We start from the raw sequence: 20,386 nt of genomic DNA on the forward strand, positions 1-20,386 counted from the left end.
ATAGCGGGTTATCCCACATAACCTATCTTAGGACCGGTAAGGTATGGATGCAACTGACGGAGATCAAGGGTCTGTTCCATCGAAAGATTGTTGGATGGTCGATAGGCAAGACCTTGGCCACTGCAGATACCATAATTCTCGGTAGCAACGGAAAAGTTCTGTACACTAGATAGGTATAGATTTCCCTTGCCTCTTTGGTATGTCCCGAATCCCTCGACCCTTTTCTATCCCAAATTACTATCGGGATAGTATACTTCAAACTCATGTTAATCCTTTGTGAATCGACCGTGATACGGGCATAAATATTTACCATTCCGCCACCGCTCCTTGCTATACTTATCCAAAAACTAATGGAAAATATTGATCATGTTCTCATAGGATTTGTGTTAAATCCAACGATTTTAAACTACGAAAATCAAATGCCAAACATTTGTAATACTGTTAATTACAAATTAATTCAGTTAACACCATCAATAAAAATCTTACTAACCGAATTACAAGCAAAAAAAGATCAAATCAAACCATATCAAATACAGTTTAAAAAAGTCAAAACCTTGCATACCAATAAAATATGCAAGGTTTTGGTTTTTGTTTAAAACTTAAAAAGTGACCCAGGGAGGATTCGAACCCCCAACCCTCAGAGCCGAAATCTGATGTTCTATCCAGTTGAACTACTGGGCCATTTATAATCTATGAACTCAATTTAGCCTTGACAATTGCAGAAATGGTCTTTCCATCCGCCTGTCCGGCCAATTCTTTGGAAACAATTCCCATTACTTTTCCCATATCTTGCATACCGGAAGCTCCAACGGCATCGATGGTTTGCACCACTACTTTTTCAATTTCTTCTTCTGTAAGCTGCTCGGGCAAAAACTTTTCAATTACGGCCACTTGCGCCAATTCGGGCTCTGCTAAATCCTCGCGGCCCTGTTCCTTGTAAATGGCCGCACTATCCTTACGTTGCTTAACCAACTTTTGAACCAATTTGATTTCGTCCTCTTCCGATAACTCTGCTCCCGCACCTTTATCGGTCTTGGCCAACAAGATTGCCGATTTAACAGCACGCAAAGATTCTAGGGCAACGGTATCCTTGGCCTTCATTGCGGCTTTCATTTCTGTCATTACCTTTTCTTGCAAACCCATCTATTCCGATTTAGATCGCGAAGATAAAAAATAAACCCGAAAGTACGTCTACTTTCGGGTTTATGCCTTCCACAAAAATGGAAGTTAATTTAAACACTACTAATCAACATTATCGTGCAAAAAAGAATTATTGGAACGCAACTGTAGATCATCGTTGCTATCTTCGCCCAAGGTAGTCCTTGATACTTTCTGTTCTCTGGGAACATCGTTCAAATCGACACCCTGGCGCTTATAAGCGGGCTCCTTTTCAATATCGTCTATGCTATTCCTATTGTTTTGAAACTTGTAATTAAAGTTTTTCAACTTTCGCCTACGCTCATCTGCCCTATCTTTTAGGATATCGCTGATGGAACTGTTCATCGGATCTAAATTGGCCGTAGTTTCCTCGTTTTTACCGGCTCCTTGATCTTTTTCTTCTACCCTAATGGTCTTTTTCTCGAATACAATTTCGTTTTCGACCATTTTTGGTTCGTGGGTCTCTGCTTTTGACTTCGCTCCGGTCAGTTTTTCCTCCAACTCCATATACTCTTGCAAGTCGTAACGGGTCTCCCCTTCTTTCTTGTATTCCAAAACGGGCTTAACTTCTACGTAGTCGTTTACTTCCACATCACCTAAGCCATCATCATCTAGGTTAAACGTTATGGTATGCCCTTTTTCTTCTTCTTCTACCTCATTGTTCAATGGCATATCAAAACTCAAGGTAAATTGGTCTTCATTGCTTTTTGTTGACACCTCTTCCGCATCAACAACGTTTATATTGTTGATTACATTTTTGGCCTCGATAATTACAAAGTCGTCCTCCACATTCTCTGCGACCACTTCTTCGTAAAAAACATTAAAGTTTCTGATATAGCTAGTGGTCGGTATCAAGTCCGGGTCTCTTAATTGTATTTTTTGAGGGACTATTTTGGGCTCCTCTTCCATTTCCAATGTATGCTTCACCACTTTTGGCCCTGGTTCGGGAGTTGGTTCTGGAGTTACCGTATTCTCCACATTCACTTCGTGCACCGAAGTGGATTCGGGAGTTAAATCCTGTTCTGCGGTTTGCTCATCCTCCAAGGTATAGAATACTTTTTTGGACTCGGTGTTAACAATATTATCTTGTTGATCTACATTAAAGCCTGTAGCGATCACGGTAACAGCAATTGCCTCTCCCAAGTTCTCATCTTCTCCTACCCCCATAATTATGTTGGCTCCATGTCCGGCTTCAATCTGGATGTGGTCATTGATTTCCCCGATTTCGTCTATTGTAATTTCCTGCGTGCCGGAAACTATTAACAGCAGTACATTTTTTGCACCATTGATTTTGTTATCGTTCAGCAATGGCGAATCCAAAGCTTTCATAATGGCTTCGGTGGCCCTTGCAGAACCGGAGGCTGCAGCCGACCCCATTATGGCCGTACCACTGTTGGAAAGAACGGTCTTGGCATCCCTAAGGTCGATATTTTGTGTATAGTGGTGCGTAATTACCTCTGCGATACCCCTTGCCGCCGTGGCCAAAACTTCGTCTGCTTTAGAGAAACCGGCCTTAAACCCAAGATTTCCGTATACTTCTCTTAGCTTATTGTTATTGATGACTATTAAAGAATCTACATTTGCGCGCAATTTCTCTATCCCCATTTGCGCTTGCTTATTACGCATGGCCCCTTCGAACTGGAACGGCATGGTAACTATACCTACCGTAAGAACATCCATTTCTTTGGCCAACTTGGCAATAACAGGAGCAGCTCCGGTACCTGTACCTCCACCCATTCCTGCGGTGATAAAGGCCATTTTTGTGTTATTGTCCAACATGGCCTTAAGGTCCTCCATACTTTCCAATGCGGCTTGCTCGCCTATTTCTGGATTGGCACCAGCTCCCAGCCCTTCCGTAAGGGATACCCCTAACTGGATTTTATTGGGTACGGAACTGTTTTGCAATGCTTGTGCATCGGTGTTACAGATTACGAAGTCCACACCGTTGATTCCGGCCTGGAACATGTGGTTGATGGCATTGCTTCCGCCACCGCCCACGCCAATAACTTTAATTACGTTGCTTTTGTTCTTGGGCAAATCAAAAGCGATGTTGTCAAACTCAGTGTTCTTACTCATGACAGTCGTGTTTCTCTACTGGGGTTATTATTCTGCATTATCCAAAAAGTCCTTCAACTTTTCAGACCATTTGTCAAAAATGGATTTTCTCTCCGTTTGGGTCACCGTAGCTTTGTTCGCCTGTGCTCCCAAATCGTTTTCTTGGCCTACCAAAATTTCTTCTTCTTGGTGTACTTCCTCTTGGCGCACCTCCTGATTCTTCTTTTTTGCTTCCAAAGAATTCATCAGTAATCCTACCGCCGTGGCATATAGTGGACTGGCTACTTCTTCGTCCGAGTCCCCTGCAAGGTGCTCATTGGGGTATCCTATTCTGGTATCCATTCCGGTAATGTATTCGACCAATTGCTTAAGGTGCTTTAATTGGCTGCCTCCACCGGTCAATACAATACCTGCTATCAATTTTTTCTTTTGTTCTTCGTGGCCATAGTTTTTGATCTCCACGTACACCTGTTCCACGATTTCCACCACGCGGGCATGAATGATCTTGGAAAGATTCTTTAAAGTAATTTCCTTGGGTTCCCGACCTCTTAACCCTGGAATGGAAACTATTTCGTTATCCTTGTTCTCGCCGGGCCATGCGGAACCGAATTTTATCTTCAATAGCTCGGCCTGCTTTTCGATTATCGAGCAACCTTCTTTAATGTCATCCGTAATTACGTTCCCTCCAAATGGGATAACAGAGGTATGACGGATAATGCCATCCTTAAAAATGGCAAGGTCTGTTGTTCCGCCTCCTATATCGATCAAAGCAACACCGGCTTCTTTTTCTTCTTGACTAAGAACGGCATCTGCAGATGCCAAAGGCTCCAAAGTGATGTTGCCTAGGTCCAAACCTGCACTTTTAATGCACCGTCCAATGTTTTTAATGGATGATACTTGCCCCACCACTACATGAAAATTAGCTTCCAAGCGCCCACCGTACATTCCCACAGGCTCTTTGATTTCGGATTGACCATCCACTTTATATTCTTGCGGCAACACGTGAATGATTTCCTCGCCCGGCAGCATGACCAACTTATACACTTGGTTGCACAGTTTATCCAAATCCACGTGATCTATAACTTCTTCAGAATTTGGTCTTGTGATATAATCACTGTGGTGCAAACTCCGGATATGTTGACCTGCAATACCAACCACAACGGAACCGATCTTTAAACCGGAATTGAGCTCCGCTTGTTCAACAGCTTGCTGAATAGACGATATGGTCTGTGTTATATTATTGACCACACCGCGGTGAACGCCCAAACTTTTGGAGCGCCCTATACCCAATATTTCAATCTTTCCATACTCATTTTCCCTACCAATGATCGCTACGATCTTGGTAGTTCCAATATCCAACCCAACTGAATAATTACCCTGTTCCATAATTTAAATTTTGGTGCAAACCACTTGATTGTTGAATTCCAAACTAACTGTTGCATAATCCTCCAAGGAATTGTCCTTGGCCGCCTTTGCATAAAAGGCCATAAAATTTTTGAACTTCTTGTTCAAATTGTCCACTCCTCCCAAATTCACAACAAAATTTTCCATGCGAAATCTGAGCTGATAATTTCCTTCTTCCTCAATATGTATCCCGATGACGTTCTTTCTCAGAAAATCATCTTGATTGATATAATCCAATATCACGTAGGCATCCTCGAGGGTTTTTCCCGTAATTTTTCCTGTAATTATTGGTACCCTGGCCGAATGATACTTTGACAGCGGCATGCGTTTGCCCTGATCATCCAAATAAAACTTGGAGACACCCTCTATTCTACCAATTGGCTTACGCTGAACAATCTTGGATACAAGCTCCCCATTTACAGTAAGATACACCTGGGCATTTTTGACCATATCGTTGGATAAAAGAATCTCCTCTATGGTATTCAAAACTAACTGTTCTTTGGGCGTATTTTTTAGTGGTCCGTAATTTTGTATTAACAATTTATTAACCGCATCCTCAGTTAAATACAAATTGCTTTCACCAACAAATTTCACGGTCACATTTTCGACTTTTTTCTGTTGATTTCTTTGTCCGGCAAAGCCATAGAGTGCAACTACGGCCACGGACAAAAATGTAAGTTTTATGTAATCCCAATTAATGCGCATAGCCCAATGCTTTTTTAATTTTTGGAACCTCAAGTCCAATATCCCCTGCTCCAAGAGTTACGAGTACTCTTGATTTGCAGTTACTTGCCTCCCCTACCAATTCCGATTTGGAAATCAGCTTTTTATTGGGGTTCTTTATTTTTTCCAACAGCCATTCCGATGATACTCCCTCAATGGGTTCTTCCCTGGCCGGATAGATGTCCAGTAAAATGACATGGTCAAAATCCGAAAGACTATCTGCGAAATTATCGGCAAAATCCTGTGTTCTTGAAAATAAATGTGGTTGGAAAATTACAGTGACCTGTTCTCCTGCATGCATTTCTCGGACGGCTTGATGCACTGCATTGATTTCGGTCGGGTGATGTGCATAATCATCTATAAAAACAAAATCCTTGGTATTTATCTGATACGAGAATCTACGCTGAACCCCTTTAAATGTTCCTAAAGCCTTTGCAAGGGCATGCGAGGAGCAACCGGTTTGTTCCGCCATTGCAAAAGCGGCCAATCCATTGAGCAGATTATGTCTTCCCGGCTTGTTGAACGTTACTCTCTTGATTACTTCCGAGGGCGTCACAATGTCAAATATGTAGGCTCCTTGTTCAATTTCGATATTTTTAATGCAATAATCGGCTCCATCTTCTATCCCAAAAGTGGTTCCCACCAAAGGCAACCCCTTTCTCACAAATAACTTTCCTTCTGGTTTGATTTTTCCAATGAACTCATGAAACGATCGTTCCAACTCTTCTTTGCTACCATAAATATCCAAATGGTCAGCATCCATAGATGTGATGCATGCGACCGTCGGTGTCAAACGTAAAAATGAACGATCAAACTCATCGGCTTCAACAACAGAGTATTCAGTGCCATCCAGCACAAAATTGCTATCGAAGTCTTCCGAAATCCCCCCTAAAAATGCAGTCATCGGCAAGTTACACTCCTTGAGCAAATGCGCCAAAATACAAGTCGTGGTTGTTTTACCATGTGTCCCGGCCACTGCTAAACAGAATGAGTCCTTGGTTATAATCCCAAGCACTTCAGAACGCTTTTTTATATCAAAGCCGTTGTTTTTATAAAACTGATATTCAGAATGTGAAGTTGAAACTGCGGGAGTATACACCACCAAAGTTTGTGGGTGCTTGAACGTATCCGCGATCAAATCCACATTGTCCTCAAAATGAACCGAGATACCTAAGGATTCCAAACCTTCAGTTATTGGGGTTGGGGTTTTATCATAGCCGGCCACTTCTTTCCCTATAAAATTGAAATAACGGGCAAGAGCGGACATTCCGATTCCACCGATACCGATAAAATAAACGCTATGTATATCCTTCAAATTCACTTCAACAACTTTTCAATTTCGTCCACAATATGTTCCGTAGCCTTTGGCATTGCCATTTTTTTAATGTTTGTCCCCAACCGTTCTTGTATGCTTTCGGACTTCAGCAATTCGGAAAACTTGTCTTCAAATACAGCATCCAACTGATTTTCCTTGATCAACATGGCAGCTTCCTTTGCGACCAGTGCTTTGGCATTCTGGGTCTGATGGTCCTCTGCCACATTTGGAGAAGGTATAAATATCACCGGTTTACCTACCAGACAAAGCTCTGACACAGAGCCCGCTCCTGCCCTAGATATAATTACATCGGCTATTGAATAGGCTAAATCCATCCGGTTGACAAAAGCCGATACTTTGACGGCTTCGGAGTTATGTTTTTCGTAATCATCGAAATACAGTTTTCCACATTGCCAAAGTACCTGTAACTGGTTTTTTTGAAAAAATCCCAACTCTTTTTCGATCAACTGGTTAATTCTTCTTGCCCCTAGGCTACCACCCAAAACCAGAACAGTTTTTCTATTGTCATCTAATCCAAAAAAATTAGCTGCTTCTTGTTTATTTTCCTTTAGTTCTATCAAATCCGTTCTGATGGGGTTTCCGGTCTTCACTATTTTCTCTTTCGGAAAAAAACGTTCCATCCCATCATAGGCTACACAAATTTTCTCTGCTTTGCCCGCCAATAGTTTGTTGGTGATACCTGCAAAAGAATTCTGTTCCTGCAACACGCATGGAACGCCAGAACTTTCGGCCATTCGCAACAAAGGGCCACTAGCAAACCCACCTGTTCCTATAGCAACATGTGGCTTGAACTCTTTTATTATTTTGCGCGCTCCTAACAAACTACTCATCAGTTTAAATGGAAACATGAGATTTTTAAATGTCAGTTTCCGTTGTATTCCACTAATCCACAATCCTTTTATTTCATATCCGGCCTGTGGCACTTTTTCCATTTCCATTTTATCCTTTGCCCCCACGAACAAAAACTTGGCATCCGGGTACCTCCTCTTTAGCTCGTTCGCAATGGCCACTGCAGGATATATATGTCCACCTGTTCCTCCTCCAGATAGTATAAATCTATAATTGCCCACTTAATACTTCTAAAGGGTTTGTATCTTCTATGCCTTGGGATTGCTCCTCCAAATTTTCCTTTTTATTGCTTGCGCTCAAAACTATTCCTATCGCCATACAAGTCATCCAAATAGATGTTCCTCCCATACTGATCAACGGTAACGGCTGACCGGTAACAGGGAACAACTGGACCACCACCGCCATATTGATGAATGCCTGGAACACAATAGGCAGACCCACCCCAATCACCAGTAATTTCGAAAAAACTGTTTTGGACGAATGTGCGACTACCAGAATGCGAAAAAGCAGCAGTAGATAAAAAAACAGCAACGCTCCGCCGCCGAGCAAACCATATTCTTCGATAATAATGGCAAAAATGAAATCGGAAGTACTCTGCGACAATAAGTTTTTCATCACACTCTTGCCCGCTCCCTTTCCTACAATGCCCCCTTCCGCCACGGCAATCTGAGCCAATGTCAACTGGTGCAGATCGTCCTTGTCCGCTTGTTCCGGATGGATAAAGGTCTCTATCCTCGATTTCCAGGTTCCGGCACGTTGCGGCAATACTTCGGGCGCCTTGAACAGTACGAACAAGAACATTCCTGCAAATACAATCCCTGTGGCTACCATGGCAAACAAATACTTTAGGGGATATCCGCCCAAAAAGCACAGAACCAGAGCCATAAAACTTATAATGGCTGCGGTTGAGAAATTTTCTGGCAAAATCAATAGCACTACTAAAGCTACCGGCAACCAGAGTGGCAGAATACTTTCCTTAAAAGTTATCTTTACGTCTTTGATCTTGGTCAGGTATCTGGCGATCCAAATCATTAAGACTACTGCCGCCAAGGTGGATGTTTGAAAATTGACCCCCACCAACGGAATTTTTATCCAACGGTTGGCCGTTACCCCACCTATGCGGGTTTCCACGGTCAAAGTATAGATCAGAAGCAGAATAACAATAGGCATAGCTATTATGGACAGCCCTTTAAAGTAATGGGTAGGAATTCTGTGTACGGCATAGATTATCCCAAAACCCAAAAACAGTAATACAGCATGCTTTACCAGGTGACCCAAGGTTGTTCCGTCTCCATTAACATAAACCAAATTGGTACTGGCGCTGTACACTGGCAAAAATGAGAAAAGCGCCAATAGGGCCACAACACCCCAAATGGCTTTATCACCTTTCAGATTTTTGAATACTCTCAACACTTTTTACAACTTTTTTACTGCGTTTTTAAATTGATCTCCCCTATCCTCATAATTGGAAAACAGGTCAAAACTTGCGCAAGCTGGGGACAACAAAACGGCATCTCCACGTTCTGCAATCTTATAGGCCACTTTTACGGCTTCTTCCATGGAAAAGGTCTCGACCACCAAATCGATTACATTCCCAAAAGCATCTTTTAACTTGGAGTTGTCCACTCCCAAACAAACAACGGCCTTTACTTTTTCCCTCACCAATGGCATAAGCTCGGAATAGTCATTGCCTTTGTCCACACCGCCTGCAATCCAAACAATAGGTCGTTTTATACCGTCCAAAGCGTAAAATGTAGCATTTACATTGGTCGCTTTGGAATCGTTAATGTATTCCACATGGTTTATCTTAAGTACCTTCTCCAATCTGTGGGGTACTCCCTGAAACGACTGGATACTTTGGCGAATAGTTTCTTTTCTAACTTTTACCAACATAGCCGCCATACTGGCCGCCATGGTATTTTTTACGTTGTGCTGACCTTCCAAGGCCAAAATATCTTCGTTCATCTCCAAGGTTTTATGTTCTAATTTCATTTTTATCTTTTTGTTTTCTAACCAAGCTCCCTCGTCCAGTTTTCTTTTTACAGAAAAGGGCAACAATTTGGATTTAACTGGGTGTTTTTTTAACCAATCAAGGATTACTTCATCATCGGCATCGTAGATCAGGTAATCATTTTCATCTTGATTCATGGCTATTCTGAACTTGGAAGCGATATAGTTTTCGAATTTATACTCATATCGATCCAAATGATCGGGTGTTATATTGGTGATCATGGCTATATGGGGCTTAAAATCCACAATACCATCCAACTGGAAGCTGCTTATTTCCAATACATAATGATCGTAGTCCTCCTCGGACACCATTTTAGCATAACTATCTCCAATATTTCCGGCCATACCTACATGCAACCCTTCATTTTTCAATAGATGATAGGTTAACATCGTGGTAGTGGTTTTTCCGTTGCTTCCGGTAATCCCGATTAGGTTCGCACCTGTGTACTGTGATGCAAATTCTATTTCCGAAATAACTGGCACACCTTTTTCAAGGAGTAACTTTACCAACGGCACCGTGTCCGGTATCCCCGGGCTTTTCATCACTACATCGGCATTCAATATTTTGGATTCGGTATGCTTTCCCGATTCCCATTCAATCTCAAAATGTTCAAGAACTTTTTTGTACTTATCCTTTATTTCGCCTTTGTCGGATACAAAGACCTCAAATCCTTCTTTTTTTCCCAATATGGCCGTACCTACGCCACTTTCTCCTCCACCGAGTATCACCAAACGACCCATTATCTGATTTTTAGCGTAACTATGGTAATTATGGCCAACAAAATTCCAACAATCCAAAAACGGGTCACTATTTTACTCTCGTGGTAGGATTTTTTCTGATAATGATGGTGCAATGGCGCCATTAAGAATATTCGCCTACCTTCGCCATACTTTTTCTTGGTATGCTTAAAGTACCCAACCTGTAACATTACCGACAGTGATTCCGCGAAGAAGATTCCGCACAAAATCGGTATCAATAATTCCTTTCTAACTATAATGGCGATTACTGCAATGACTCCCCCTATGGTTAAACTTCCTGTGTCCCCCATAAAAACCTGGGCCGGATAAGCATTGTACCATAGAAAACCTACCAGGGCGCCAACAAAAGCCGCGATAAAAACTACCAATTCCCCCACTCTGGGCAAGTAAAAGATGTCTAGATAATCGGAAAATTCAATGTTCCCCGATACCCAAGCAAAAATTCCCAGGGTCAACACAATAATAGCGGACGAACCAGCGGCCAGACCATCAATCCCATCGGTTAAATTGGCTCCGTTGGACACGGCTGTTACAATCAAGATCACTACCGGGATAAATATGAGCCAGGCATAATCTTCCGCTCCCTCTCCCATCCAAGAAATAAAATCTGCGTAATCCAACTCGTTGTTCTTAAAAAAGGGCACATTGGTCCGTACAGACTTGGTCTCTTCACCAAAAACATTTTCTACCCGAAAATTCTCGGTTATGGTTGTGGTATCTTTCTCCTTAATGGTAACCTCGGGATGGAAATACAGAGTCAAGCCAACAATCAACCCTAAAACAACTTGCCCCATTACTTTAAAGCGCCCCTTTAATCCCTGTTTGTCCTTTTTAAAGGTTTTTATATAGTCATCTATAAAACCGATTATCCCCATCCATATGGTGGTCACAATCAGTAGAATCACATAAACATTCTTGATATCGGCAAAAAGAATTACCGGCAACAAGGTGGACATAATAATGATCAATCCTCCCATTGTGGGTGTTCCAGCTTTTTGTTTTTGTCCTTCCAGACCCAAATCCCGAATGCTTTCCCCTATCTGTTTTTTTTGAAGCAGGAGGATGATCCGCTTTCCGTAGACCATGGCGATCAATAGCGATAACAATACGGACATGGCAGCCCTAAAGGTGAGGAACTGAAAAAGTCCTGCTCCCGGCAGTTGGTATTGTTTCTCTAAAAATTCGAACAAGTAGTATAACATGGACTACATTATTTTTTTAGGCTCATAAGAGCTTCTTTCACTTCTTTAAAATCATCAAAATCTACCCGGACACCATTGGTTTCCTGATAGGTCTCGTGGCCTTTTCCGGCCACAAGGATTATATCGTTGGCCATTGCCAATTTACAAGCTGTATTTATGGCCTGCCTCCTGTTTTCAATGGACAACACCTTTCTGGTATTTTGAGGTTCCACACCCGTTTCCATTTCTTCTATAATGGTTTTAGGGGATTCCGTTCGTGGATTATCGGAGGTAAATATGGCTTGGTCGCTCATTTCTGAAGCGATATGACCCATAACCGGACGCTTTGACTTGTCACGGTCACCACCACACCCCACTACGGTGATGACGTTTTCATTTCCAGTCCTCAAGGCATTGATAGTAACCAACACATTTTTGAGTGCATCCGGCGTATGGGCATAATCAACTATTGCCGTTATTCGCTCTTTTGATATATAATATTGAAACCTTCCATCCACATTTTCCAGCTCGCTCATCAACCTAAGGATCTCCATTTTTTCTAGACCTAGTATATCCGCGGTGGCATAGATGGCCAACAGATTGTATGCGTTAAAATCTCCAATAAGTTTGGACCATAGTTCGTTCTCATCAACTTTCAACAATTGACCATTGAACTGTTTCTCCAAAATTTGCGCCCTGTAATCGGCGAAGGATTTTAATGCGTAAGTGTATTTTTTTGCCTTGGTGTTCTGCAACATAACAGGCCCGTTTTTATCGTCGATATTTACCAGCGCGAAGGCCGTTTTTGGCAACCCATCGAACAATTTTTTCTTGGTATCCCGATATTCGGCAAATGTTTTATGGTAATCCAGATGATCATGGGAAAGGTTGGTAAAGATGGCACCTTCAAAATAAAGTCCCTCTGCCCTTTTTTGATGAATACCGTGAGAACTCACCTCCATAAAACAATACTCCACACCAACATCGTTCATTTTGGACAAATAATCGTTGATTGTTATTACATCGGGAGTGGTATGCGTAGCCTTATGCTCGATATCATCCACCAGCACTTTAATCGTGGAAATAAGCCCGACCTTGAATCCTGCTTTTTTAAACAGATTGTACAGCAGGGTCGTTACCGTTGTTTTTCCGTTGGTGCCGGTTACCCCAATAAGTTTTAGGTTTTTGGAGGGGTTTTCGTAAAAATTGGATGCTATTACCGCCAATGCACTATTGCAATCGTTCACCTGAAGATAAGTGACACCGTTCACAACAAGTTCCGGCAGTTCTTCACAGACAATGGCCCTAGCACCTAAATCTATAGCCTTTTGGATGTATTCATGCCCATCTGTGACCGTACCTCGAATGGCCACGAACACATCGTCCATTTCCACTTTTCTGGAATCGAAGTGGATTTGGTTCACCATGACACCGGTATCCCCGCTCACTGCGGAAAGACTTACCCCATATAATATGTCCTTCAATAACTTCATGAAAGCTCCAATATTATTTTCTTTACTTGATCAAGACGGGTGCCTTGATCAACAGATTGTTTCTTCACCTTTCCATTTCCATGCACCTCAACCTGAATACCAAGGTTCTCCAAAAGGGAAACGGCATCCATTCCACTCATACCCCTTACATTGGGCAAGGTGCTGTGTTTTTTTTGTACTTGTGCAAAATATTGTTGGTAGTCCTTGTCCAAATCGGAATCTTTAAAACTCCCACCGTACACTTCGTCTACCATGGGCGAAATGGCATGGATCTTCTGGGCCATGGACTTAAATACCGGACCGGATACATCGGCTCCATAATACCCTTCTTCCTTATCTGGTTCGTGAATCACGACAATGCAGGAATATTTGGGGTTGTCTGCCGGAAAATAACCCGCAAACGATGAGATATAAGCCAACTTGTCCGGGTTTTTATCTACGTAATTTTTCTGCGTGGTACCTGTTTTACCGGCCATAGAAAAATTCTTGGAGTATAATTTATGGCCTGTCCCGTAATCTTTCTCCACCACATCCTTTAATAATTGTTGCGCTTTTTTCACAGTTTCTTTGGAACAGATGGAGGAGTTGAGCACTTGTTTATCAAAACGCTTAACCACTTTGTTGCCGTCCTTTACTTCTTGGATCAAACGAGGTTTCACATATTCTCCATCATTGGCAATGGCATTGTAAAAAGCCAATGTTTGAATGGGTGTCAACGATACTTCGTAACCATGGGACATCCATCCCAAAGATATCCCCGACCATCCTTTGTCACCGGGATAACGGATAACCGGGTCGCCCTCCCCTATAATGGGTAGATCCAACTTTTTGTGAAGCCCCATGTTCATTAGGCGGTTTACAAACTTTTCGGGCTCTTCTTTATAATTTTCATTAATGATTTTTGCGAATGCCGTGTTGGAGGATACGGCGAATGCTCTGGATACGGTAATTTTTCCATACCCGCCCCATCTGGAATCTTTAACCACACCATCATAAATTCGATACCTTCCTTTTTCCGTATCGATGACAGAACTGGTATCCACCACCTTATCTTCCATAGCAGCGACAAGGGACATCAATTTGAATGTAGAGCCTGGTTCATGTGACTCGCCAACGGCATAATTCAATTTCTCGTAATATTTTCCTTCAGAAGTTCTACCCAAGTTGGAAATCGCCTTGATTTCCCCTGTTTGGGTCTCCATCACCACTACGCAGCCATGATCGGCCTTGTATTTTTCCAGTTGCTTTAATAGTTCGTGATGCGCTATATCTTGAATATTGACATCGATTGTGGAAACCACATCCAATCCATCCTGTGGCTCCACAATATTATCCAAACCAACGGGTTTCCACTGCCCTTTAGCTATTTTTTGTTTTAAGCGTTTGCCTTCTTTACCTCTTAAATAGGTTTCGCCAAATGCCCCATCGAGGCCTACGCGGGTATAGTAACCGTTTTCGTCAACACGTTCGTAACCAATGCTACGGGCGGCCATTTTACCCAAAGGATATTCGCGCACAACACGATGCGTTTCCACAAAACCTCCTTTATAGGGTCCCAGGTTAAAGAGCGGGAATTGTTTGATCCTAACATAATCCAAATAACCAACATTACGAGCCACCAGTTTATACCTATTGCCATTGGCCCTGGCCTTACGGAACAATTGTCTGTAATACGAAGATGGACGATCGAACAATTTGCCCAAAGAATCTGACAAGGCACCTACGTGGTTCTCAAAATTTTCTTGTGATACGGTCTTGGCATCGAACCTGATTTCATATTTTGGAACCGATGCCGCCAACAGACTACCATCTTCTGAATAAAGATTGCCCCGATTTGGTTCAATAGTGAACATCTTCTCGGTTTTGCTGAGCGCCAATTCCTTGTATTTTTCGCCCTGCACCATTTGGATATCCACCAATTTCACCACCACTGCTATGGCCAAAACAACAAGCCCCGTTGCTACGAGGTACAATCTGTTCATTATATTTTTTTCGGTGATGGCCACTATTCCGATGATTTAACTTTAATTTTTTTTGGTGGATTTTTAGAAGGCACCAAACCTTTTTCCGCTACAACCTCGCGCAACGTTGATTCCAATTTTAACTGTTGCACACTGGAACGAGCTTCAAAAAACTCACTTTTAAGTTTACGGACCTCCTCGTTCAATTGAGCAATCTCCAATACTTTTTTATCGGCATTATGACTACTGGAAATCATCATTGCTGCCAAAAACGAGGCAAACAACAGGAACATCCAATTCTTGGGAGCATCTCCGCTCACCAAAAATTTTCCTTTTAATATGCCCAGCAATCCTTTTCTCATTTTGTGTTCGTTTTGTTATTCCCATCTTCGCGGGAATCTACTATATGCGTTCCGCAATGCGGAGTTTTGCACTTCTTGCCCTATTATTGACCTTTACTTCTTCTGCTGATGGCTTTATCAATCCCCCTACTTTTTTTAACGGGACATTGATGTTCCCGTAAAAATCCTTCTCCGGCTCTCCATCGAATTTGCCTGCCCGTATAAATCGTTTTGCCAACCGGTCTTCCAAAGAGTGATAACTGATCAAGCTCAACCGACCACCCTGGACAAGCACTTCGGGAACTTGCTCCAAAAATTCCTTGAGCACCTCAATTTCTTGGTTCACCTCTATCCTGATAGCTTGATAGATCTGTGCCAAAATCTTGTTCTCTTTCATCTTGGGCAAAAATCGTTTGAGCACCCTTTTAAGGTCATCCGTTGTTTTGATAGGCTCTTCCGACCGGGACGCAACAATAGTTTTGGCCAAGGTATTTGCATTTCGCAATTCACCATACTGAAAAAGAACCGATGCTAAATCTTCTTGGGAATAGGCATTGACCACCTGATGGGCCGATAATTGGTTGCTTTTGTCCATTCGCATATCCAAATCTGCGTTGAACCGAATGGAAAAACCACGTTCGGCCTCATCGAACTGATGGGAGGAAACCCCAAAATCCGCCAAGATTCCATCAACTTTCCGAATGCCATAGAACTTTAAAAATTGTTTGAGATAGCGAAAGTTTTGATTGATCAACTGGAACCTACCATCTTCCAGCGCATTTTGGAGCGCATCTTCATCTTGATCAAAAGCGAACAACTTTCCACTTTCCCCCAATCTTTTCAAAATTTCTTTGGAGTGACCGCCGCCCCCGAAGGTAACATCCACATACACTCCATCTTCTTTAATATTCAATCCGTCCACCGATTCCTTTAACAAAACCGGATTGTGATATGCACTACTCATCATCATCAAAAATCTCCTCGGCCAGATCGGCATAATCCTTCTCCCCTTCTGCCAAGACTTTTTCGTACATATCCTTGTTCCAGATCTCGATTTTATCAAAAACCGCATTTAGAACCACTTCTTTTTCGATTGCAGCAAACTCCACCAAATTTTTTGGGATTTGCAGCCTTCCCGAATCACCATCTATGCTCACCTCTTTCATTCCGGCAACAAAATTTCGGACAAACGCATCGTATTTGCGATTGATCTTGCTTTTCTTCATCACTTTCTGCATCAAAACATCAAACTCCGCTTTGGGATACAATTCCAGACATTGCTGAAAAACCGATCTTTTTATCACAAACCCATCTTTTAGAACAGGCAAAAGCTGATTCTTCAAAGAAATGGGCAATAAAACCCTTCCCTTGGAGTCTGCTTTGCAATCATGTTGTCCTATGATATGGGTCACTAGAAATCAATTGGTTAGTTAATACAACTCAAATATATAGATTTTATTTCCACATTTCTCCACTTAACACCACTTTTGTTAATAAATTCTCCACTTTTAAGAAAAAAGCAGCAAAACTAGGAGAAAAAATCAGAAGAGCAACATGGTCCTCTTTTTAGAAGAAGAACCACTGGATTAAGAAAAGTTATTTTAGATATGACAAAATCCTAAAATCTTTGTGATATGAAATTCCTATATTTGCCGCTCTTACTACCAACTAACTATTGATGGAGGAGCATTTAATCGATGATGGCAAATACCGGTATATAGAAAAAGGAGAAGGTACTCCTATGATTATATTACATGGTTTAATGGGAGGCCTGAGCAATTTCCAAGGGGTTTCCGAATATTTCCCCTCCATGGGATACAAGGTCCTTATCCCGGAACTGCCCATTTACGATATGCCTTTATTAAAGACTACGGTAAAGAACTTTGCTACCTTTTTAGAAGGCTTTATTGAACACAAAGGCTTAAAAGATGTAATATTACTTGGGAATTCCTTGGGCGGACATATTGGACTCCTACACACCAAAATGTACCCCGAAATGGTAAAGGCACTTGTAATTACAGGTAGTTCGGGACTTTACGAAAGTGCCATGGGGGACGGATACCCAAAGCGTGGCGACTACGAATTCATAAAAAAGAAGGCAGAAGATGTTTTCTATGACCCAAAAGTAGCCACCAAAGAAATCGTGGACGAGGTTTTTGCCACGGTAAACGATAGAATGAAACTGGTAAAAACATTGGCCATTGCCAAAAGTGCCATTCGACACAATATGTCGAAAGATTTACCGCACATGAACACCCCAACCTGTATTATTTGGGGAGAAAACGATACCGTAACCCCGCCCAACGTAGCCACAGAGTTCCACGAATTGTTGCCAGACTCGGACCTATATTGGATAGAAAAGTGTGGCCATGCCCCCATGATGGAGCACCCCAATGAGTTTAACCGTATTCTTGAGGCTTGGCTCAAAAAGCGTAACTTCTAAACATGAAAATTACATCGGCAGAATTTGTAATGAGCAACTCCAATGTTGCCAAATGCCCCAATGAACCCATACCAGAATATGCGTTCATAGGACGGTCCAATGTTGGCAAATCATCGCTGATCAATATGTTGGTAGAGCGGAAGGCTTTGGCAAAAACATCCGGAAGGCCTGGAAAAACCCAACTCATCAATCATTTTAAGATCAACAACAATTGGTTTCTTGTAGATTTGCCGGGTTATGGATATGCAAGAGTCTCGAAAAAAGACAAAAAAACCTTTCAGAAATACATTACCGAGTATTTTCAAAAAAGAAAGCAGTTGGTTTGTGCCTTTGTTTTAGTAGATGTTCGCCATGATCCACAACCGGTGGATTTGGAGTTTATGGAGTGGCTCGGCATTAATCAGATTCCATTCGCCATAATTTTTACCAAAGCGGACAAACTTAAGCCCAATGCAATAAAAAAACAGACCGCAGCCTATCTTCAAAAGTTATTGGATGGCGTATGGGAAGAAGCACCCCCACATTTTACCACTTCATCCTCCAACCGAATGGGACGAGAAGAGCTTTTGGATTTTATTGACGGGATCAATCAAGATTTTTTTCAAAACAAGAGCTGACTTCTTCTGCACCAACTCGGCCATTACACAACACCTATTCTATATCCCCAATACACAACTTGTTAATCTGACCGTCTCTATCTTGATATATCTCAGTGCAAATATGTTTTACAAAGTACTGGATTAATAAAAATAGTTAGCAAAGCAAACACACAATTCCGTACTTTAGACCACCTAAACCACAAAAATGCTATCCAACGATACACGATTCTCCCCTGCAGGATTTATTAAGATAATGTCATTATTGCACTTGGGCATTTCAGCAACGCCCATTGTTTTAGGAACACTTTTTTACTTCAACACTGATAATGCGATATTCGATATTTCCAGTACAGATGACTTTTTTTTGGCGTTAGTACCCTTGGGCGCTATTGGCAGTATCTTTTTTGGTGACTTGGTTTTCAAGAAAATGACACGCAATTTACCGGACAGCATAGATCTACGCACCAAGCTGGCAAGGTTCCAAACCGCCTCGATCATAAAATATGCCTTATTGGAAGGGGCTGCTATCCTCGGAATTGTAGTCTTTATCCACACACAAAACCTGATCTATTTGATCATTGGGGCCCTGGTGGTTTTTTACCTAGCATTGCTCCATCCTACCAAGCAAAAAATTGAAAATTCACTTTCCCTAACCGGCGAGGACAAAGCAAAATTTGACCGTGTAAACGCTCCCTTGGACTAACGGTCCTTTTTCAATTCCAATTTTTCCGCAAAATAGTCGCAGAAATCCTTCATGGTGGCCGTCATTTTTTCATCTTGGGTAGCCTTATAAAAAGTATCGGCCATTGTTTCCAAAGTTTGATGAAAAAATACCTTCATCTCATCTACGGGCATATCCTTGGTCCACAGGTCGATTTTTAGGGATTCTTGATTTTTACTGTCCCAAACGGACAACAACATGGCTTTGGCCTCTTCTTCGTTAATTCCACCATCTTGTGCCGACCATTTTAACTCCTCGGGCACTCTGTTCTCGTCCAGCCCAACCTTCAATGTAATCTCCGAAGTATGTTTTACTGCCATTTATCTTTTTGGTTTGTAATTTGATTGTTTTAAAATTTCATCTGCCGGCTTATCCAATAACTGTTTTAGATCTTCACCGGTTTTTTCCATATATGCCCTAACAATCTGCCAGCCCATATATCGCCCCAATCTTGGTGGTGACTCATTGTCCAGTTCCAATCCAAATTTGGAAAATGGAGCGGGATCTAAAAACTTTCTATCCAGACCTGCATCTGTACTGTACAATAATTCTCGCTCAACAAAATATTTCCACATTTGCTCTTCGTTTGCGCCGGCCCACTCCATTTCCTCATCGGAATATCCAATCTTTTGGGCATCAGTTGCAAACGGGATCAGTTTATCCTTTAAGTATAGTTCTTTACCGTAGTATACCATTCGGGAAAGTAATGTTCTATTACGTGGATACGTAAGTACTTTTTTGGAAAATGCGCTGGATACATCCGACACTAAATACTTTTTATCCAGATTTGATGCAATATACCGCTGTATCCCTTCATAAAAATGATGGTCTTCCCCGAGATAATTGTCCAGTCCTATCAACAACAGGGAATCTGTTAAGATGATCCTATTTTCATATCTCACATCCGAAGTTAAGGTTACCACGTGGGGCACTCGAATTCCCGGAAAATAATATTTTATATGTTTAAAAAGGGATTCAAGTTCTTCCGATTCCTTATCGAAATCGGGAAATGCCTTTTCAACTTCGTTCGATAATTCCACCTGAAGGGTATCCGTTAGTTTGGCCACCCAAACACTGTCCGTAAACTGTTCGGGGAACAAATATGGATACTTTGTTTTTAATTTAGGGATATCGGTCTCGGACGCCCTTGCAAATTCTTGGTCAAACCTGGAAACCTTTAAATCTATCGTAATTTTCTCGATTTCCTCTTCGGTTTTATCCGTTTCGGCACATGCTGCAAACAGAAAAACCACCAATACAGAAAAGCTTTTATAAAAGGTATTTCCAAAGTATTTCAACAAGCACTTCATTTTTAAGGGCACAGGGTTTAAATTTACAGGGCACAAAGGTAAT

21 protein-coding genes and 1 tRNA gene are annotated in these 20,386 nt (G+C 41.8%); 4 read left to right on the top strand and 18 right to left on the bottom strand.

Annotation, left to right across the window (positions count from 1 at the left end; translation table 11 throughout):
* Positions 1 to 22 precede the first annotated feature (22 nt).
* Positions 23 to 265 carry a hypothetical protein gene (locus AB9K32_RS01775; protein ID WP_369884171.1) on the bottom strand — a complete coding sequence of 81 codons (243 nt, stop codon included), beginning with the start codon at positions 263 to 265 and terminating at the stop codon, positions 23 to 25.
* An 85-nt stretch (positions 266 to 350) separates the two neighbouring features.
* On the opposite strand from AB9K32_RS01775, the gene AB9K32_RS01780 reads away from it, so the two are divergent.
* Positions 351 to 596 carry a hypothetical protein gene (locus AB9K32_RS01780; RefSeq protein WP_369884172.1) on the top strand — a complete coding sequence of 82 codons (246 nt, stop codon included), beginning with the start codon at positions 351 to 353 and terminating at the stop codon, positions 594 to 596.
* Between the two features lie 11 nt (positions 597 to 607).
* Here AB9K32_RS01780 and AB9K32_RS01785 read toward each other — a convergent pair.
* The 15 genes from AB9K32_RS01785 to AB9K32_RS01855 all read right to left on the bottom strand — a co-directional run bounded on the left by AB9K32_RS01785 (position 608) and on the right by AB9K32_RS01855 (position 16,682).
* Positions 608 to 681: transfer RNA gene (locus AB9K32_RS01785), tRNA-Arg, on the bottom strand.
* A 9-nt stretch (positions 682 to 690) separates the two neighbouring features.
* The gene (locus AB9K32_RS01790; protein WP_369884173.1) at positions 691 to 1,143 is read right to left on the bottom strand and encodes a GatB/YqeY domain-containing protein; all 453 of its coding nucleotides are present in this window, start codon (positions 1,141 to 1,143) and stop codon (positions 691 to 693) included.
* Positions 1,144 to 1,242: 99 nt separating this feature from the next.
* Positions 1,243 to 3,234 (bottom strand): cell division protein FtsZ, encoded by a 1,992-nt coding sequence (gene ftsZ, locus AB9K32_RS01795; RefSeq protein WP_369884174.1) that lies wholly within the window; start codon positions 3,232 to 3,234, stop codon positions 1,243 to 1,245.
* 27 nt (positions 3,235 to 3,261) lie between these two features.
* Positions 3,262 to 4,599 (bottom strand): cell division protein FtsA, encoded by a 1,338-nt coding sequence (ftsA, locus tag AB9K32_RS01800; protein WP_338196312.1) that lies wholly within the window; start codon positions 4,597 to 4,599, stop codon positions 3,262 to 3,264.
* Positions 4,600 to 4,602: 3 nt separating this feature from the next.
* On the bottom strand, positions 4,603 to 5,322 hold the full coding sequence (locus tag AB9K32_RS01805) for a cell division protein FtsQ/DivIB (protein WP_369884175.1): 720 nt from the start codon (positions 5,320 to 5,322) through the stop codon (positions 4,603 to 4,605).
* Positions 5,312 to 6,661: a UDP-N-acetylmuramate--L-alanine ligase gene (gene murC / locus AB9K32_RS01810; protein ID WP_369884176.1), complete on the bottom strand. Its 1,350-nt coding sequence runs from the start codon at positions 6,659 to 6,661 to the stop codon at positions 5,312 to 5,314. The genes AB9K32_RS01805 and murC overlap by 11 nt, the downstream gene beginning before the upstream one ends.
* On the bottom strand, positions 6,658 to 7,746 hold the full coding sequence (gene murG / locus AB9K32_RS01815; protein WP_369884177.1) for an undecaprenyldiphospho-muramoylpentapeptide beta-N-acetylglucosaminyltransferase: 1,089 nt from the start codon (positions 7,744 to 7,746) through the stop codon (positions 6,658 to 6,660). Before murG ends, murC begins: the two co-directional genes overlap by 4 nt.
* Positions 7,733 to 8,938 carry an FtsW/RodA/SpoVE family cell cycle protein gene (locus AB9K32_RS01820; RefSeq protein ID WP_293296445.1) on the bottom strand — a complete coding sequence of 402 codons (1,206 nt, stop codon included), beginning with the start codon at positions 8,936 to 8,938 and terminating at the stop codon, positions 7,733 to 7,735. Before AB9K32_RS01820 ends, murG begins: the two co-directional genes overlap by 14 nt.
* 3 nt (positions 8,939 to 8,941) lie before the next feature.
* A complete protein-coding gene (gene murD, locus AB9K32_RS01825; RefSeq protein ID WP_369884178.1) occupies positions 8,942 to 10,276 on the bottom strand; it encodes a UDP-N-acetylmuramoyl-L-alanine--D-glutamate ligase in 1,335 nt (444 codons plus the stop codon).
* The gene (gene mraY / locus AB9K32_RS01830; RefSeq protein WP_338196328.1) at positions 10,276 to 11,496 is read right to left on the bottom strand and encodes a phospho-N-acetylmuramoyl-pentapeptide-transferase; all 1,221 of its coding nucleotides are present in this window, start codon (positions 11,494 to 11,496) and stop codon (positions 10,276 to 10,278) included. The genes murD and mraY overlap by 1 nt, the downstream gene beginning before the upstream one ends.
* Positions 11,497 to 11,504: 8 nt before the next feature.
* On the bottom strand, positions 11,505 to 12,968 hold the full coding sequence (locus AB9K32_RS01835) for a UDP-N-acetylmuramoyl-L-alanyl-D-glutamate--2,6-diaminopimelate ligase (RefSeq protein ID WP_369884179.1): 1,464 nt from the start codon (positions 12,966 to 12,968) through the stop codon (positions 11,505 to 11,507).
* Positions 12,965 to 14,974, bottom strand: coding sequence for a penicillin-binding protein (locus tag AB9K32_RS01840; RefSeq protein WP_369884180.1), 2,010 nt, complete (start codon positions 14,972 to 14,974; stop codon positions 12,965 to 12,967). Before AB9K32_RS01840 ends, AB9K32_RS01835 begins: the two co-directional genes overlap by 4 nt.
* Positions 14,974 to 15,291: an FtsL-like putative cell division protein gene (locus tag AB9K32_RS01845; RefSeq protein WP_369884181.1), complete on the bottom strand. Its 318-nt coding sequence runs from the start codon at positions 15,289 to 15,291 to the stop codon at positions 14,974 to 14,976. Before AB9K32_RS01845 ends, AB9K32_RS01840 begins: the two co-directional genes overlap by 1 nt.
* A 40-nt stretch (positions 15,292 to 15,331) precedes the next feature.
* Positions 15,332 to 16,234: a 16S rRNA (cytosine(1402)-N(4))-methyltransferase RsmH gene (rsmH, locus tag AB9K32_RS01850; RefSeq protein ID WP_338196337.1), complete on the bottom strand. Its 903-nt coding sequence runs from the start codon at positions 16,232 to 16,234 to the stop codon at positions 15,332 to 15,334.
* Complete coding sequence (locus tag AB9K32_RS01855) at positions 16,227 to 16,682, bottom strand: division/cell wall cluster transcriptional repressor MraZ (RefSeq protein ID WP_224837548.1); 456 nt, start codon at positions 16,680 to 16,682, stop codon at positions 16,227 to 16,229. The genes rsmH and AB9K32_RS01855 overlap by 8 nt, the downstream gene beginning before the upstream one ends.
* Positions 16,683 to 16,948: 266 nt before the next feature.
* Between AB9K32_RS01855 and AB9K32_RS01860 the strand changes: the two genes are divergently transcribed.
* The 3 genes from AB9K32_RS01860 to AB9K32_RS01870 all read left to right on the top strand — a co-directional run bounded on the left by AB9K32_RS01860 (position 16,949) and on the right by AB9K32_RS01870 (position 19,015).
* Positions 16,949 to 17,713, top strand: coding sequence for an alpha/beta fold hydrolase (locus AB9K32_RS01860; RefSeq protein ID WP_224837547.1), 765 nt, complete (start codon positions 16,949 to 16,951; stop codon positions 17,711 to 17,713).
* A 2-nt stretch (positions 17,714 to 17,715) separates the two neighbouring features.
* Positions 17,716 to 18,330: a ribosome biogenesis GTP-binding protein YihA/YsxC gene (gene yihA / locus AB9K32_RS01865; RefSeq protein ID WP_252080381.1), complete on the top strand. Its 615-nt coding sequence runs from the start codon at positions 17,716 to 17,718 to the stop codon at positions 18,328 to 18,330.
* A 187-nt stretch (positions 18,331 to 18,517) separates the two neighbouring features.
* Entirely contained in the window at positions 18,518 to 19,015 is a 498-nt protein-coding gene (locus AB9K32_RS01870) for a hypothetical protein (RefSeq protein WP_252080382.1), read from the top strand.
* Here AB9K32_RS01870 and gldC read toward each other — a convergent pair.
* On the bottom strand, positions 19,012 to 19,353 hold the full coding sequence (gene gldC / locus AB9K32_RS01875; RefSeq protein WP_224837544.1) for a gliding motility protein GldC: 342 nt from the start codon (positions 19,351 to 19,353) through the stop codon (positions 19,012 to 19,014). The genes AB9K32_RS01870 and gldC overlap by 4 nt on opposite strands.
* The gene (gldB, locus tag AB9K32_RS01880) at positions 19,354 to 20,343 is read right to left on the bottom strand and encodes a gliding motility lipoprotein GldB (RefSeq protein ID WP_369884182.1); all 990 of its coding nucleotides are present in this window, start codon (positions 20,341 to 20,343) and stop codon (positions 19,354 to 19,356) included. It abuts the gene before it with no gap.
* Positions 20,344 to 20,386: the final 43 nt, after the last annotated feature.

Origin of the sequence: Allomuricauda sp. XS_ASV26, assembly GCF_041224615.1 — a bacterium.
Lineage (GTDB): Bacteria > Bacteroidota > Bacteroidia > Flavobacteriales > Flavobacteriaceae > Flagellimonas > Flagellimonas alginolytica.